General features: G+C 40.3%; 15 protein-coding genes and 1 pseudogene. 10 read left to right on the top strand and 6 right to left on the bottom strand.

What is annotated here, in order from left to right:
• Positions 1-165 precede the first annotated feature (165 nt).
• Positions 166-1083: a 1-aminocyclopropane-1-carboxylate deaminase/D-cysteine desulfhydrase gene (locus VB711_RS11965; RefSeq protein WP_323286246.1), complete on the bottom strand. Its 918-nt coding sequence runs from the start codon at positions 1081-1083 to the stop codon at positions 166-168.
• Between the two features lie 140 nt (positions 1084-1223).
• The gene (locus VB711_RS11970) at positions 1224-3851 is read right to left on the bottom strand and encodes a DNA polymerase III subunit alpha (RefSeq protein ID WP_323286248.1); all 2628 of its coding nucleotides are present in this window, start codon (positions 3849-3851) and stop codon (positions 1224-1226) included.
• 1121 nt (positions 3852-4972) lie between these two features.
• Between VB711_RS11970 and VB711_RS11975 the strand changes: the two genes are divergently transcribed.
• The 6 genes and pseudogenes from VB711_RS11975 (at position 4973) to VB711_RS12000 (ending at position 11366) form a co-directional block, all read left to right on the top strand.
• Positions 4973-8365: a phycobilisome rod-core linker polypeptide gene (locus tag VB711_RS11975; RefSeq protein WP_323286250.1), complete on the top strand. Its 3393-nt coding sequence runs from the start codon at positions 4973-4975 to the stop codon at positions 8363-8365.
• 347 nt (positions 8366-8712) lie between these two features.
• Positions 8713-9198: an allophycocyanin subunit alpha gene (apcA, locus tag VB711_RS11980; RefSeq protein WP_323286252.1), complete on the top strand. Its 486-nt coding sequence runs from the start codon at positions 8713-8715 to the stop codon at positions 9196-9198.
• A 51-nt stretch (positions 9199-9249) separates the two neighbouring features.
• Positions 9250-9735: an allophycocyanin subunit beta gene (gene apcB / locus VB711_RS11985; protein ID WP_323286253.1), complete on the top strand. Its 486-nt coding sequence runs from the start codon at positions 9250-9252 to the stop codon at positions 9733-9735.
• A 211-nt stretch (positions 9736-9946) separates the two neighbouring features.
• Positions 9947-10153, top strand: a complete 207-nt coding sequence (locus VB711_RS11990; protein ID WP_323286254.1) for a phycobilisome linker polypeptide — start codon at positions 9947-9949, stop codon at positions 10151-10153.
• A 107-nt stretch (positions 10154-10260) separates the two neighbouring features.
• Positions 10261-10392: pseudogene (locus tag VB711_RS11995) on the top strand (Uma2 family endonuclease); the annotation flags it as partial.
• A 392-nt stretch (positions 10393-10784) separates the two neighbouring features.
• Complete coding sequence (locus VB711_RS12000; protein ID WP_323286255.1) at positions 10785-11366, top strand: Uma2 family endonuclease; 582 nt, start codon at positions 10785-10787, stop codon at positions 11364-11366.
• A gap of 241 nt (positions 11367-11607) precedes the next feature.
• Here the strand turns inward: VB711_RS12000 and VB711_RS12005 are convergent, their stop codons facing one another.
• The gene (locus tag VB711_RS12005; protein WP_323286257.1) at positions 11608-11922 is read right to left on the bottom strand and encodes a HigA family addiction module antitoxin; all 315 of its coding nucleotides are present in this window, start codon (positions 11920-11922) and stop codon (positions 11608-11610) included.
• A gap of 14 nt (positions 11923-11936) precedes the next feature.
• A complete protein-coding gene (locus VB711_RS12010) occupies positions 11937-12221 on the bottom strand; it encodes a type II toxin-antitoxin system RelE/ParE family toxin (protein ID WP_323286276.1) in 285 nt (94 codons plus the stop codon).
• Positions 12222-12973: 752 nt separating this feature from the next.
• Here VB711_RS12010 and VB711_RS12015 point away from each other — a divergent pair.
• Positions 12974-13327 (top strand): DUF433 domain-containing protein, encoded by a 354-nt coding sequence (locus VB711_RS12015; protein WP_323286278.1) that lies wholly within the window; start codon positions 12974-12976, stop codon positions 13325-13327.
• Positions 13302-13664 (top strand): DUF5615 family PIN-like protein, encoded by a 363-nt coding sequence (locus VB711_RS12020; RefSeq protein ID WP_323286258.1) that lies wholly within the window; start codon positions 13302-13304, stop codon positions 13662-13664. Before VB711_RS12015 ends, VB711_RS12020 begins: the two co-directional genes overlap by 26 nt.
• A gap of 105 nt (positions 13665-13769) precedes the next feature.
• On the opposite strand, the gene VB711_RS12025 is transcribed toward VB711_RS12020, so the two are convergent.
• A complete protein-coding gene (locus VB711_RS12025) occupies positions 13770-14027 on the bottom strand; it encodes a hypothetical protein (protein WP_323286259.1) in 258 nt (85 codons plus the stop codon).
• Positions 14020-14169, bottom strand: coding sequence for a hypothetical protein (locus VB711_RS12030; protein WP_323286260.1), 150 nt, complete (start codon positions 14167-14169; stop codon positions 14020-14022). Before VB711_RS12030 ends, VB711_RS12025 begins: the two co-directional genes overlap by 8 nt.
• 1015 nt (positions 14170-15184) lie before the next feature.
• Between VB711_RS12030 and VB711_RS12035 the strand changes: the two genes are divergently transcribed.
• Both VB711_RS12035 and VB711_RS12040 read left to right on the top strand, forming a co-directional pair.
• A complete protein-coding gene (locus VB711_RS12035) occupies positions 15185-16180 on the top strand; it encodes a PDDEXK nuclease domain-containing protein (protein WP_323286261.1) in 996 nt (331 codons plus the stop codon).
• A 374-nt stretch (positions 16181-16554) separates the two neighbouring features.
• A complete protein-coding gene (locus VB711_RS12040; RefSeq protein ID WP_323286262.1) occupies positions 16555-16776 on the top strand; it encodes a DUF433 domain-containing protein in 222 nt (73 codons plus the stop codon).
• Positions 16777-17145 lie beyond the last annotated feature (369 nt).

Below are 17145 nucleotides of genomic sequence, written 5' to 3' on the forward strand. Positions count from 1 at the left end.
ATAACATGATAAAAGTCAGCATGAAAAAGACTTGACTTTAAGCCAAGCCTTTGTATATACCAGGTGTTTACCATATCTAGTTAATTTAAACTCTCTTGAATTAGATATCATCTCTCTATAAGATGTGTACAAAATATCTAAAAACTGCTAGTGGTTGATGTTGATTTATTTTTGTAAACCGAGATTTCCTTGCAAGCCACCAGTGTGTATTAATAGAATTTGAGAACAGCGATCGCTATTTTGAAAAAATCCCTTTTTGATTAAATCCATCACCCCATAAAACATTTTACCCGTATAGACGTAATCTAGGGGAATATTGTATTTATCTAAGAAACTTTGGCAAAATAGCCGTAATTCTTCATTAACCTGTGCGTAACCTCCAAAGTGGTAATCACACACCAAATCCCAAGCAGCAGGAGAATCAACACTTGCGGGTAAGTCGGAAGCAAAATAATCTTGTAACAAACTATTGATATCTTTATACAAAAATTCCCCACCCTTCAAGACAGGAAAACCAATCACCCTTTGCTGTGGATGTAGTGAAAGTATCATACCTGCTAATGTAGTACCAGTTCCACAAGCTAAACAGATAGTATCAAATTGCCTCAAGCTTTGAGCTATTTCCGTACAACCCCGTATACCATTTAGATTACAACCACCTTCAGGAATAATAAAAACCTGACCGTAGCGTTGTTTCAGACTTTCCTGTAATTCTCTAGTATTTCGTTGTCGATATGTAGTACGATCTAAATATACAAGCTGCATTCCCTGTTTTCGTGCAAAATCCAAAGTCGGATTAAGAGGTAAAGTTTCTTCACCACGAATCACCCCAATAGTATTAAAGCCAAATAACTTACCTGCTGCGGCCGTAGCAAAAATGTGATTAGAAAAAGCACCTCCAAAAGTAAGAATCGTGGAAAAATCTCTCTCTTTCGCTTCTAAAAGATTATATTTCAACTTAAACCACTTATTCCCATTTACCCAAGAGTGCATCAAATCAAGACGTAAAACATATACTTCAACACCATCTTCATTGTAAATTTGCTGAATAGGTGGAGGAAAGAAGACAGAAGTTTCAATCATTGCTGTCTTTACATCCCCTTTTTGAATTGTTAAAATACCTGGGACATTCTTGGGATTTTGTTCCTTGCATTTACTGTGACATATACTCTACAATATATCCAGCATAGCAAAATTGACAACCTAATTCCAAATCAAGTATATCAGCAATAGATATCAATTTTTAATAAATCCAAGCCTTGGACAAATATTTGATCAATGGGTAACATTTCTCCTTGAGTCGTCATAAACTTATGATCTTTTGTAGCGCGGATTGTTGAACCATCATCTAAACAATATTCAAATAATTCTTGTTTTCCTCGATTATGCCATTGGGCTATCAATTGAGTATAAACATTACCATTTTCATCAACACTAAACACACTATATTCAATATTTTTCTCGACAATTTCCCCAATAGCTAAAAGCCCATATTCCACAGTTAACACTTTGGTTTCATAACTTAAACAGTACTCTGCAAACTTCAACATATCCGCAAATAGTTTTTCTGCTACTTGCGTTTTTACACCGTTTTTAGTTGCACCATCAATAAATTTCTCCTTTTGTTTCTCCATTTCTGAAACTTTCTTTTTACCCATAGCCCGACGCAATAGGTCAGCTTGTCCTAAAGAATAACCAGCCATATCTTGAGCAATTTTCATAATTTGCTCTTGATAAACCATAATTCCATAGGTTTCATTTAATATCGGTTCTAAAATCGGGGTTTCATAATCAATATTTTCTCGTCCATGCTTACGATTAATGAACTTAGGAATCAAACCCGCATCTAATGGTCCTGGTCGATAAAGTGCCAAAATAGAAGAGATATCTTCAATATTAGAAGGTTTTAAATCTCTGACTATTTGTTTCATCCCTGATGATTCTAATTGGAAAATACCTTCTAATTCACCAGATTCTAAGAGTGCATAGGCTTTAGTTACATCTTTTGGTAAGGTGTTATGTTCACCTTTCGCTAATATTTTCTGTGCTTTTCTTTCTTGACCTGTAATTTCATCAGGGTCAATTACATAGCCGTTGGTTTGTTCAATTAAATCAATGGTTTTCTGAATTAAAGTTAGGTTTCTCAAACCTAAAAAATCCATTTTTAATAACCCCATTGATTCTAAGTCTTCCATAAAATACTGGGTAATAACTGAACCATCATTATTCCTTTGTAGGGGGACAATTTCATCAAGAGGATCAGCCGAAATAACTACACCAGCAGCATGAACACCAAAGGTTTTATTAGTTCCTTCAATTCGCATGGCCATATCTAACCAATGACGCACATGAGGCTCATTATCATATTTATCTTTAAATTCTTGGGCTGGTGTTTCATTAGAAACCATAACTTTAAGTTTAGTTGGTTTTCCCCGCACGACAGGAATTAATTTTGCCATTTTATCGGCTTCACCGTAGGGAATATTTAACACTCTAGCGACATCTTTTAAAACTGCTTTGGAGGTCAAACGGTTAAAGGTAATAATTTGAGCAACTCTATCTGCACCGTATTTTTCTGTTACATATTCAATGACTTTATCCCGTTTTTCAATGCAGAAATCCGTATCAATATCAGGCATAGATTTTCGTTCTGGGTTCAAAAACCGCTCAAATAGTAAGCCATGATGCACTGGATCAATGTTGGTGATTTTCATGGCATAAGCAACTAAAGAACCTGCGGCTGAACCTCTTCCTGGTCCTACGGGAATATTATTATCTCTGGCAAATTTGATGTAGTCCCACACTACTAAAAAATATGTGCAGAAACCCATTTTTTGCAGCATTTTTAATTCATATTCTAATCTTTCTTTATAAACTTGATCTACTTCGCTGCGAGATTTACGATTTAATCTTTCTAAAAGTCCTTGCCAAGCTATCTCTTCGGTGTAAGTATCAGGAGTATGACCAGAAGGAATTGGAGGAGTAGGAATTTTCGGGTCATCCATGATATGATATGGCTCGACTTTATCAGCTACTTCTTCGGTTGTGGCTATGGATTCGTCAATTATTTCATCAGTTAAATGATCACGAAATAGCACTTTCATCTCTTCGGCAGATTTGAGATACTCTGTACCGCTATAACGCATTCTTTTATCTTCACTAATTAGTTGTCCTGTTTGAATACAGAGTAATGCGTCGTGCGCTTCTACGTCAAAACAAGATATATAATGGGAGTCATTAGTTGCAATAAATTTAATTCCTAATTCCCGGGCAATTTTAACAATTTCAACGTTGACAATTCGGTCTTCTTGTGAACCGTGATCTTGAATTTCTAAATAAAAATCTTCACCAAATACTTCTTTATACCATTTTGCAACTTTTCGGGCTGCATCTGGTCTATTACTAAGTATGGCTTGGGGTATTTCTCCTCCTAAACAAGCACTGGTGACTATTAAGCCTTCATGATATTGTTTAAGTAAATCTTTATTAATACAAGGACGGGAAAAAATGCCTTTACCTTGGACACCTTGAAGGTGAGATATTGTGGTTAGTTTAACTAGGTTTTTATAGCCTTTTGTATTTTTAGCTAATACGACTTGATGATATTTGGGACGACGTTCTTGTTTTTCTATATCACCGTTAATAATATACATTTCGTTGCCAATAATTGGCTTGACATTTTTACTACGACAGATTTTTAACAGTTCAACTGCTCCATACATGACACCATGATCGGTCAGAGCGATCGCTTTCATCCCCAATGCGATCGCTCTATCCACTAACTCCGGTAACTGACTCGCTCCATCTAGTAAACTATAATCGCTGTGTATATGCAACGGCACAAAGGACATACGCTTCTACTCCATTTTGTCAACCAACGGGATACTAGAATAGCAGCTTTTCTCGGAAATTACTCCCGGCCGTTAGCCCTCTTTTTCCTCACGCAGAGGCGCGGAGGCGCGGAGAGTTATATTGAGATATACACGGAGTTTGGTTATACTAAAATTGTCGATATTCGTTCTTATTAAATTCTTTGGTCCAACATCGTTCTAAAAGTTGCACTCTCCATATATTTGCAAAAGTTTTTGGGTTCAAGATAAATTTAGTATTACGACTAAATAAGGGCTGATTCAAATATTGCCACACAGGAAAATTAATTTTTGTGTCTTTGGGTATCATGGGAGTAAAAATATACTATAGGCTGATCGAGATTGTACCTGTCATTTTAGAGAATAAATGTCAACTACTAATACTCTTATAGTTAAATATTAAACTAGCATTTTGTCGTTGTGTTGGTGGAAATTGTAGAATGTAAGAAAATTTTACTTAAAAAAAACAGGGTAAGAACATCTCAATTAGGCTTGACATAAGGGAACAGAAGAATAAAATAGGAATTTGGCGATCGCCTAAAAATGCAGCACGTCTTTTAACTGCTTGAGAAAGAGCAAAAGCAAGAACTTTAAAACCGCAAAATATTAACGAACTACGATATTTTTGGCATACTTAGTTAATATCTAAGTAGGTGCGGGCAAATAAACATAACTATGTGAAGAAAAATTAACGAGCCTAAAACCCCCTTCCCTCCTCCTTCCCCTACCTCCCCTACCTCCCCTACCTCCCCTGCTTCCCCTGCCTCCTGCCTCCTGCCTCCTGCCTCCTGCCTCTCCTGCCTCCCCTGCCTCCTGCCTCCTAACTTTTGTTACAAAATGTAAATAGAATCAATCCTAGCAAAAATACACAAAACCGAGAGTAAGCGATTCTTCAAGCTCCTAACTTTAGATTACAGCTTCTACACACTTCTTAATAAATCAACAGCGTAAACGCAAAACGTTCTAATCTAAAAACTAACTGGGTTAATTCTCTGGCAGTTGTGGGGATGAAACTCTGAGACGCATATCTACATGGATGTGTCAACTCCGAAACAACCCAGATTTAAAAGATAAATAATTATGATGGGAGTTTTAGAAATCCGATGAGTGTAAAGGCAAGTGGAGGAAGCTCAGTTGCGCGTCCGCAGCTATATCAAACCCTACCAGTGGCAACAATTTCCCAAGCGGAACAACAAGACCGCTTTTTGGGAAACGGTGAACTAAGTGAACTGGGTAGCTATTTTGCATCTGGAGCAAAACGGTTAGAAATTGCCCAGATCCTCACAGAAAATGCCGAAATTATCGTATCTAGGGCTGCCAACCGGATCTTCGTCGGTGGTTCACCCATGGCCTTTTTAGAAAAACCCCAAGAACGGGAACTGGCTATGGTTGGTGCTGGTGCTATGGATGTCCAAGAGGGCATGAAATTAGGAACAGTCACCTACGTTGAAAGTCGTGGTGGTTTTTTAGAAAACTTGCGCTCAATCTTTAACACCTCCGCAGGTGGACCCACACCCGCAGGTTTTAGACCAATTAACGTTGCTCGTTATGGTCCGAGTAATATGGCCAAGAGTTTACGGGATTTATCCTGGTTCTTGCGTTATGCTACTTATGCGATCGTTGCTGGCGACCCCAACATCATCTCTGTGAATACCAGAGGTTTACGGGAAATTATTGAAAACGCCTGTTCTGGTGAAGCGACCTTAGTGGCTTTACAGGAAATCAAATCAGCATCCCTTTCTTATTTCCGCAAAGATGCCGTAGCCACAGAAATTGTGACTCAGTACATGGATGTGTTGCTGACAGAATTCCAAGCACCCACACCTTCAACAAAAGTTCGTCAACGTCCTTCGGGCGACCAACAAGGCTTACAACTGCCCCAAATTTATTTTAACGCGGCAGAACGTCGTCCCAAGTACGCAATGAAGCCCGGTTTGTCTTCTAGCGAAAAAACGGAAGTAATCAAAGCGGCTTATCGTCAAGTGTTTGAGCGCGACATTACCCGTGCTTACAGCTTGTCTATTTCTGACCTAGAATCGAAAGTGAAGAATGGCGACATCTCCATGAAGGAGTTTATTCGCCGTTTAGCCAAATCTCCTCTTTATCAAAAACAGTTCTACCAGCCTTTTATTAACAGTCGGGTAATCGAATTGGCTTTCCGTCACATTTTAGGACGGGGACCCAGTAGCCGTGAAGAAGTTCAAAAATACTTCTCGATTGTTTCTAAAGGGGGTTTACCAGCTTTAGTTAATGCTTTGGTAGATTCTGACGAATACGCCGATTACTTTGGCGAAGAAACAGTACCCTACATCCGGGGTCTGGGTCAAGAAGCCCAAGAATGTCGCAACTGGGGTCCACAACAAGACCTGTTTAACTACAGTGCGCCTTTCCGTAAAGTACCTCAGTTCATTACCACCTTTGCTGCTTACGAACAGCCATTACCCGACCAACATCCCTACGGTTCTGGTAATGACCCCTTGGAAATTCAGTTTGGGGCAATTTTCCCGAAAGAAACTCGCAACCCCAGCAGCAGTCCTGCACCTTTTGGTAAAGATACCCGCCGGATCTTAATTCACCAAGGTCCTGGGATTAATAACCAACTGAGTAATCCTAAAGCACGGAGTGTAGCTCCTGGTACTTTGGGCGCTAAGGTGTTCAAGTTAGACCAACTTCCTGGAACTATTGGCAAAAAAGCTGCCAAGGGTGCAAGTGTTAAGTTCTCAGAAAGTTCTACCCAAGCGGTAATTAAAGCAGCATACTTGCAAGTTTTCGGTCGTGATGTTTACGAAGGTCAACGGCTGAAGGTGGCAGAAATTAAGCTGGAAAACGGCGAAATTACTGTCCGTGAGTTTGTGCGGATGTTAGCTAAGTCGGATTTATTCCGTAAGCTGTACTGGACTTCTTTATATGTATGTAAGTCCATTGAATATATCCACCGTCGTTTGCTAGGTCGTCCTACCTACGGTCGTCAAGAGAACAATAAGTATTTTGACCTTGCAGCTAAGAAGGGCTTCTATGCTGTTGTTGATGCCATCATTGACAGTGTTGAATACAGTGAAGCTTTCAATGAAGATACTGTTCCTTACGAGCGCTATCTAACTCCTGCGGGTGTGTCTTTGCGTCAATTGCGCGTGGGTACAATTCGTGAAGATTTGGCGAATGTTGAGAAACAAGAAACACCCCGCTTTGTGGAATTGGGTGCAGTCACAGAAATGCGGACTGAACCAGATATTGAGTTCCGCATCAACCAAGGTGTTACTAAGCAGCGTGAGCAAACCAAGGTCTTTAAGCTGACAGCAGTTAGCAATGACAAGGTTGCTATTGAAACTGTGATTAGCGGTGCTTATCGTCAGATTTTCGAGCGGGATATTGCTCCTTACATTTCTAAGAATGAGTTTACAGTTCTAGAAAGTAAGTTGGTAAATGGTGAAATTAGCGTTAAGGAATTTATTCAAGGTTTGGGTTATTCTAACCTGTACTTGAAGGAGTTCTATACACCTTACCCCAATACGAAAGTAATTGAGTTGGGTACTAAGCATTTCTTAGGTCGCGCACCTATTGACCAGGCGGAAATTCGCAAATACAACCAAATTTTAGCTACTCAAGGTATTCGTGCCTTTATTAGCGAGATGGTGGATAGTGCAGAATATCGTCAAGTGTTTGGTGAAGATACTGTTCCTTATCGTCGCTTCCCCACCTTACCTGCGGCTAACTTCCCGAATACCGAGAAGCTTTACAACCAGTTAACTAAGCAGAACGATGATTTGGTTGTTCCTAGCTTTAAAACTGTGAAGCCCCGGATTAAAACCGAGAATACACCGATTTTAGCGAAGGCGATCGCAGATTTGGCAGCCAAAGCCAAGCAAATGGACAAAACTAAACCCTTGTTCCTTGAATTGGGTCGTTCTTTCAACGATGGTCGTGGTCAGTCTGTAGAAGTTGGTGTGGGTACAACTCGCCGCAAGCCAGCCCGGATTTACCGCGCTACCACTGGCACAAATTCCCCGGAAACCAACCAGGTGATTAATGCTATCTATGTCCAAGTGATGGATGTATTTAGCGGACAAGTTCCTGAGTATTTCCGTCGTTCAGATTTAGATAGCAAATTGCGTAACGGCGAAATCAGCGTTCGGGAGTTTGTCTTAACGTTGGCTAGTTCCGATGTTTATCGCAAGCGTTTCTACACTCCCTACCCCAACACCAAGGTAATTGAGTTCCTATTCCGTCACCTATTGGGTCGCGCACCAGCCACTCAAGGGGAAATCCGTCAATATAACAAGTTATTGGCTGATAGCGGTTTAAAGGCTGCTGTGGAAGCGATCGTCAATAGCCCAGAATATGCTCAATACTTTGGTGAAGATGTAGTTCCTTACAACCGTTACCCATCACTACCCGCAGGTAACTATCTGGGTAGTGTACAAGCGGCTGCGGATTTGGTGAAACAATCATGGTCTAGTCTGTCTCCCTCAGTGTTAACAGGTCGTTCTGTCCGCTAAGACTAGTAGACATATCCGATCAAGAATCTAGAGACGTTCCATGGAACGTCTCTACAAAAAGAAAAAACTTCCTATTTTACCCCCTTTTCCACTGCTCATCCGGCTTTCAGACTGCTGATAACAACGCAAATCTGAAAATAAATATTACAAAGTATTAAGAGCAGTCATAAATGCTCAACATAATGCCGGAAAATGTTTTGCGAAAGGTATTTGAGTTTAGAAGTTTGTGAACTTGGATTAATTCCAGTAAATTCACAAAAAATTAAACCCCCATTTGCCTTGAACCTGCTTTAGTTGCACCAGTTTAATCAAATTCTGGTTTCATTAGTTCTGGAGGAATCCGTTAAATGAGTATCGTCACGAAGTCCATCGTGAATGCTGATGCAGAAGCTCGCTACCTCAGCCCCGGCGAATTAGATCGGATCAAAAGCTTTGTTTCCGGTGGCGATCGCCGTCTCCGCATTGCTCAAGTTTTGACCGAAAACCGCGAGCGCATTGTTAAGCAAGCTGGCGACCAATTGTTCCAAAAACGTCCTGACGTTGTTTCCCCCGGTGGTAACGCTTACGGTCAAGAAATGACAGCTACCTGCTTGCGTGACTTAGACTACTACCTCCGTCTCGTTACCTACGGAATCGTTTCTGGCGATGTTACCCCCATCGAAGAAATCGGTATCGTTGGTGTACGTGAAATGTACAAATCCCTCGGCACACCTATTGATGCTGTTGCTGGTGGCGTTACCGCGATGAAGAATGTTGCTGCTGGCTTATTGTCTGCTGAAGACTCTGCTGAAGCTGGTTCTTACTTCGACTACGTTGTTGGTGCAATGCAGTAGTCTGCAACTTAAACTATTGCAATCAGGTTGGAAATAAGGAAAAAAACAACAATGCAAGACGCAATTACCTCGGTTATTAATTCTTCAGACGTTCAAGGTAAGTACCTTGACACCTCCGCTCTAGAAAAGCTAAAAGGCTACTTTGCTACTGGTGAACTACGTGTTCGTGCTGCCAGCACAATCAGTGCAAACGCTGCTGCGATCGTTAAAGAAGCTGTAGCTAAGTCTTTGTTGTACTCTGATATCACCCGTCCCGGTGGTAATATGTACACCACCCGTCGTTACGCAGCTTGTATCCGCGATTTGGATTACTACTTGCGTTACTCTACCTACGCTATGTTAGCTGGAGATCCTTCCATCTTAGACGAGCGTGTATTGAATGGTTTGAAAGAAACCTACAACTCCTTGGGAGTACCCGTAGGCGCTACCGTTCAAGCTATCCAAGCTATGAAGGAAGTAACCGCTAGTTTGGTTGGTCCTGACGCTGGTAAAGAAATGGGCGTTTACTTCGACTATATCTCCTCTGGCTTGAGCTAGAAGTGGGTTAGCACTTAATAATTTAGGTGCGACTTGATTAAGGGTCTGGGAATCAATTGTGAGTGCTAGGACGTTCTATTGCTTATTAATTGTGAGTATTAGCGGTCTGGTATTGATGGTTGATTTCCAGCCTTTGAGAATAATTAAAGATTTGCACTCAAGATTTTGACATAAAAAAGATTAGTCAAACAGCACTGGAGATTGGAAAAATATGTCCCGCTTGTTTAAAATTACTGCGTGTGTTCCCAGCTTAACTCGTACTCGCACCCAACGCGAACTACAAAATACTTATTTCACCAAGCTAGTTCCTTATGAAAACTGGTTCCGTGAACAACAACGGATTCAGAAAATGGGCGGTAAAATCGTTAAAGTAGAATTGGCAACTGGTAAGCAAGGTACTAATGCTGGTTTGTCTTAATTCTTATAAACCAAACATTATTTTACTAATTTGTCAAGGGGTCAATGATGACCTCTTTTTTTGACTACAGTTATTCTTAATTTTTCTGAATTTTCAATTAGGCGGTCTGGCAAAATGATTATCGGAGTAAAGTCGAAGACTATGCAATTTTAGGTATTCCTGAATATTGGATTGTGGATTATGGGGATCTAGGTGGGACTCGACATATTGAGAAACCGAAACAACCCACCCTTTCTATTTAATAAAGAAGACTCAATGGAATAATTCCTCTGAAGACTCGTTATACAGCGATCGCCAATAAATGAATACGTTAATACAGTCGGAAAGGCGATCATTTATGACAATATTGTGATATTTTCGTTTTGAATTGGGGGCGATCGCATACCGCAAACCCTTCAAAAGATAGACAATTGAGGTAATCGCCTAAGACTCACGAATCACAAGAATAGCGATCGCCGATAGCCTTGTTCTTTGTCATAATGAAAGTAAGCTAATCGAAGGCATACGCCCATTGTAAACATCATTTGTCACAATGATATAAGAATCCGAAAAATTCAAAAAAGGCTTGCTGCAAAAAATGTTTGTGTAAACCGTCAAATAGTACCAAAACTAACCCAAGAGTGATTTCTCCATGACCCTAGTTAAAGAAAACTTTCCCCAACTTACCCCAGAAGAATACTTTGCTTGGGAAGAAAAGCAACTAGAAAAACACGAACTGATTAACGGTCAAGTTTACGCTATGAGCGGCGGCAGCGTTAATCATAGCCGCATTGCAATTCGATTTGCGACTATGGTTGATACCCATTTAGACGCTAGTAACTGCATAACAGGTAACTCAGACCTGAAAGTTAAAATTGTTGGCACAAATAACTACACCTATCCAGATGTCAGCGTCACCTGCGACAATCACGATAAAACTACAGACCAATACATTACATACCCTTGCCTCATCGTTGAAGTTCTTTCACCTAGCACTGAAACCTACGATCGTGGTGGCAAATTTAGACTGTACCGCAAAAATCCAGTTTTACAGGATTATTTATTAGTGAGTTCCACCAGCATCGAAATGGATTTGTATCACAAAAACGAAGCAGGTGATTGGTTAATTATTAACTATCAAGCAGGTGACATCGTGGAACTCAAAAGCATTAATTTAAGCTTTCCCATTGAGCAAATCTATCGCAACCTCAATCTCACACCAGAGACTGATTAAAAACTATCGCTTCTAGCGATCGCATACCGCAAACCCTTCAAAAGATAGACAATTGACGCGATTCCTACGGAGCGCTTCGCTATCGCCTAAAACTCACAACTCACAGGAATAGCGATCGCATACCGCAAACCCTTCAAAAGATAGACAATTGAGGCGATCGCCTAATAATCAAAACTCACAGGAATAGCGATCGCTAGGTCGCGGTTCGCGATCGCATTCCCGATCCTCAAAATTTATTTATCTAAACTTGAAATAACGGCTGATTATTTATAGATGAACGAGGTTGAATCGTTTTTTTAATTTCTTCTCCCGCTAACTCTTCGGCTAGGCGTAACTCATAAGCTTTTTGCAAATTAAGCCATAGTTCTGCACCAGTTCCAAACCATCGTCCTAGACGTAATGCCGTGTCAGCCGTGATACCTCTTTGCCCTTTGAGAATTTGCGTAATCCGATTTGTGGGTATATGGAGCGATCGCGCTAGTTCTGATGCGCTAATCCCAAGCTCTTTTAGTTCATCGGATAAGATTTCGCCAGCGTGAATTGCAGGTCGTGCCATAGTTATTTTTTCCTTTAGTGATAATCAACAATTTCGATATTAAATGGCCGATTTTCTGTTTCTGTCCACTCAAAACAAATACGCCATTTGTCATTTATACGAATGCTGTACTGCCCTTTTCTATCTCCGCTCAGTGCCTCAAAATGGTTACTTGGCAAAGCCATTAAGGATTCTTTATTAGGTGCGGCTTCTAGAATTTCTAGACGTTTGTATGCTTGTCTTTCAAATGCCTGAAATTCTTTGATACGATCGCCCGCAGCAAATTCGGCCGTGCGTTTGTCTTTATATTTTTGAGGCATAGGCAAGCGTTATGTGTTACGTTAAGCATAACATTTATATCGCAATTTCGCAAAAAATCAACCAGGGATCGCATACCGCAAAACCTTTAACAGATAGACAATTGAGGCGATTCCTACGGAGCGCTTCGCTATCGCCTAAAACTCACGAATCACGGGAATAGCGATCGCCTAGAACTCAAAACTGGCAATATTAGCGAGGGACTTTACTCCATAGAATGTTATATAGAAAACCTATATTTAATACCCTAAAGAGGGGAAACTACACAGAAAAATTTTGGATAACAGCAGGGGATATGTGGAAAATTTTTGTATAAGTTGACAGGATTTGCCTGTGACTTTTACTATGGAGTTATATATGAAAATCATGGCTATATCACTGATCAACCACAAGCAAAGATCACCATTCACGGTCACTATCTGTCGGCTGCTGCCTAACAATTTATTCAAACGTTAGACCCAACCAGCGTTTTCTAGTTTTATTTAAGTAGATACTGTAGAGTGCGTTAATAAAATGTAACGCACCTTATTTTTGCTTGAACAAAGGCAATTTTTTTGGAGTAACTTCTGGTCAGCTATAATGCCAGATAAGCTAATGATCAAGAAAAAGTCAAAATTATGCCAGTTCGTCAACCCCGCTATAGCAAAGAAGAGTTTACCAAACTCAAATAAGTCCATAAATTGAGGCAGGTAATCATGGCAAGATTATGACGATGATTTTTTGGTTTAGTTCTAATATTCTGGAGACATCAACTATGCAACTAGAAGATTACTTTATCTTTCTCACTGCCAATGACATTCGCCTAAAAGACACACGCATTGGCATTGAAACAGTTTTATATGACTACATTTATCGCAGTCGAACACCTGAAGAAATTGCTAAAACCTACCTATCATTAAGCTTGGAGCAGGTTTATGCCACAGTTCTCTACTATCTTCATAACAAAGAACAGATCAGTGAGTACCTCACAAATTGGCTAGAGTGGGGAAACAAAATGAGAGAAGAGCAAAAACTTAATCCGCCGCCAATCTCCGAAAAACTGCGTCAACTTCGAGTCGAACGACTAACATTAGGAAAATCCTATGCGAATCAAGTATTTGATGGATGAAAATCTCAACCCAATTTATCAAATACAGCTACGCCGCAAAGAACCTGATTTAGTAGTTTGGTCAATTGGCGACCCCAACACACCACCAAAAGGTACTTTAGATCCTGATATCCTGCTTTGGTGTGAAAGATATGACTTTATTCTTGTAACAAATAATCGGAGTTCTATGCCTGTCCATCTAATCGATCATCTTGCTCAGGGGCATCACGTTCCTGGAATCTTCCAAATCAATCCAAGTATGAGTTTAGGCGAGACAATTGAGGAATTAGTATTGGCCGCTCTTGCTTCTCTGGATAACGAGTACAGTGATCGAATTTCATATCTGCCATTGCCATAGCATTTCCCATTTTCAGTCAAGAAGTGCGATCGCCGATCTTGTAGTTTGGGTTGACGAAAGGAAACCCAACATTTCCACACAAACAATATTCCCCTCCAAAATTAATTAACATCGTTCTCGCTTAACTTGTTGGGTTGCGTTCCTTAACCCAACTACAGTTACTACAGTTACTACAGTTACTACAGAAATGTATCGGTCAAATTTGGAACGAAATATCACACTTTCGCACTCCGCAAAAGTTTCAACTGAAATCAATAAAATGCCAGTGTCAAGAGCTTTTTGGTAAACTAGATTAGCAGTAGAACCAGGAGATAAAACAGCACTAACTAAGACATTAGCATCCAAAACATAGCGATTAAGCATCACTATTAAGTATCTCTTTTAACAGTTCTAAGGTTAGTCCATTTGCCTGAGCTTCTGCCCCTAAATCCGCCGATATATTTTTTAAACGCAGATTTTTAATATTTACCAAATCCTCATAATCATTCATCGAAATAATAGCCACATAATTGTGGTCATGTTCCTTAACAAGAACGGGTTATTGTTGAGCACTATCCATAATGTAAGCAAAATCTTCCTTTACTTCTGAAACTGAAACTTGTCTCATTAAATTTTGTTTGAGAAATAACTCTGGTTATTGTAACATTCCCCATAGCCCAATAGCGTACCCTACGGGAAGCAAGCTACGCAAAGCGTCCCGGAGGGAACTAGCACTCCGCAGGAATCGCCAAGATAAATATACTAGCGATCGCTTATCCTTCGGAACGCTACGCGAACGAGACGCTATCGCCCTCTCGTCTTATTATCAAATAGTGCGATCGCTTAAACAGTCAGGCTCTTGCTAGTGTGTTAATTCTGAATCCCTTATCCCATAAGACTTCATGCACATTTTGTGCCGCTATATTTTTATGAGAAAGTGCCTGAAACAGATGTTTTCAGTGTAAACTACGGTAACACCAACAGTTTTCAGGAGAATCCATCCAAAAATACACAGAATTAACATACTAGAATACTGCTAAATATCGGTTAAAGCTGCTGGTATAAGGCATCAAAAATTACTAGCGGCTATTGAATCGTATTAATTCAACTTGTTGGAGTTCAAACGTGAATCCGTTAAAAGCAGGAATCATCATCTTTATCTTGATATGCGCTCTAGTCGCATGGTGGAAAGCTGGCTTCAAATGTCCTATTTACATTCACGTAATTGCAAGCTTGGCAACTGGTTTAGGGGTTATCGTTGCTAATAACATTGAGCCGAGTACACCTGTCAACTAATGGTGATTGCTAGGCAAATGGTGGATTCCTCTGATCATGCCAGCCTTTGTTTACTGCGGATTTATAGTTTATGGAGGAGGCATCTACTCTAAAAAAGATTGATGCTTTGACAATTTTCCCTGTCAGGATCTTCTAAATATTGATCGCCTCATAGGATGCGTTCCAAGCATCCTCTTTTTTAGCGTTTTTTGAAGTATTCTTGATTAGAAGAAGTTACAGTACTGGAGTTTTCAGTAAATCACTTAATGTCAGATTCTTTACAGCCTCAATTTGCTGAAGTCCTCACCCTCATCAAAACTGCCCAGCAAAAGGTCATTGCTACCGCCAACCAAGAACTGATCAAATTATACTGGAGCGTTGGTAGGTACATCAGCGATCGCCTAGCTACAAGTGAATGGGGACAAAAAACAATCGAGCAGCTTGCAGCCTTTATCGAAAACCAAGAACCTGGACTGAAAGGATTTGAAAAGCGCAATCTCGAAAGAATGCGACAGTTTTACGAAACCTATCCAGATTCGCAAATTACGACCGCACTGCGGACGCAATTGAGTTGGACTCACCATCGGATCATCATGTCACGCTGTAAGACTGAAGCTGAGCGGCTTTTCTACCTTGATCTCGCTGCCACCGAACGCTACAGTACCCGTGAACTTGATCGCCAAATCAATAGTGGTATCTTCGAGCGTACCCGTCTTGCCGATGCCAAACTTTTACAAACGAAACTCCCTAAACCCCTTGCTGGAATTTTTCGAGATAGTTACGTCCTCGATTTTCTCAACCTACCTTCCAACCACTCCGAAAACGATCTAAAAAAAGCACTGGTCTCTTGCCTTAAAGGGTTTATCCTAGAACTTGGTCGAGACTTTACTTTTCTTGGAGAAGAATATCGCCTCCAAGTTGGTAATAGTGACTTTTTCATCGACCTCCTTTTCTACCACCGTGAACTCCAGAGCCTCGTTGCCTTTGAACTCAAAATCGATAAATTTAGACCCGAATATCTTGGACAACTTGAATTCTATCTCGAAGCTCTTGATCGTGATATCAAAAAAATTCATGAAAATCCTAGTGTCGGCGTTCTACTCTGCCGAGACAAAGATGATGAAGTTGTCGAATATGCTCTCAGCCGATCAATCAGTCCTACAGTTGTTGCGGAATACGAAATCAAACTCATCCCGAAAGACCTTTTGAGAAGAAAACTGAATGAGTTTTATGAATTACTTGCAAGCAAAGATGAGCAATAATACTGAGGAGGTCTAACACTGTGTTGGAGCCGACTCATCAAGAGTGATCTTAAAAAGCATAGTTTGTCCATAGCGGCTCAACTAGACCTTTATACCGAAACCGATAGCGCCGTTAAAGTTGTCTGTTTTCAGCCAAGACTAGGCACTCAAAAATGAATTGCTTAGTTGTTGAGTTTGGAGAAATTATCGGCGATTGCCAAACATAAGTAATTATAGAGCGATCGCTTATCCTTCGGAACGCTACGCGAACGAGACGCTATCGCCCTCTCCTCTTATTATCAAATAGTGCGATCGCTTAAACAGTCAGGCTCTTGCTTTAAAATTAGTTTACAATCAAGCTATTGGGCTTGTTTTTACTTACGGAGGTATAGTACATGAGGCATTGGGAAAATCTAGATGCGATCGAAAGAGAACCATTAAAAATGAGTGGTGCTTGGGTATTTCCGAAGACGCGAGTTCCAGTTGCCGCATTGTTTGAAAACTTACGTGATGGTGCAACAGTAGAAGATTTTTTGGAGTGGTTTCCGCCAGTACAGCGATCGCAAGTCGAGGCTGTGCTGAACTATGAACTTGATATGTTGGCTGTTGCAGCGTAAATTATGAGAATTCTTTTCGACCAGGGAACGCCTGTACCTTTGCAACAATATTTGACGGAACATTCTGTTTCACGGCCAAAAATTCGCACGCAGACCGATAAAGTTTGTAGTGTTATCAATGAAATTAAACTTGGCGATTATACTGAAATTTCCATAATGTAAGTAAAATCTTCCTTTAATTCTGAAACTGAAACTTGTCGCATTACATTTCGTTTGAGAAATAAATTTGTTCATTGTAACATTTCCTATAGGGCGATCGCAAAGCACTCCACAGGAATTACCAAGATAAATAATTAAAAAGCGAAAATGCTAGAGTGATGATATTGATGGGGCTAAGTTGACCTATGACCATTGCAACCAAAATACCAA

This window comes from Cronbergia sp. UHCC 0137, assembly GCF_034932285.1.
Taxonomy (GTDB): domain Bacteria; phylum Cyanobacteriota; class Cyanobacteriia; order Cyanobacteriales; family Nostocaceae; genus Cronbergia.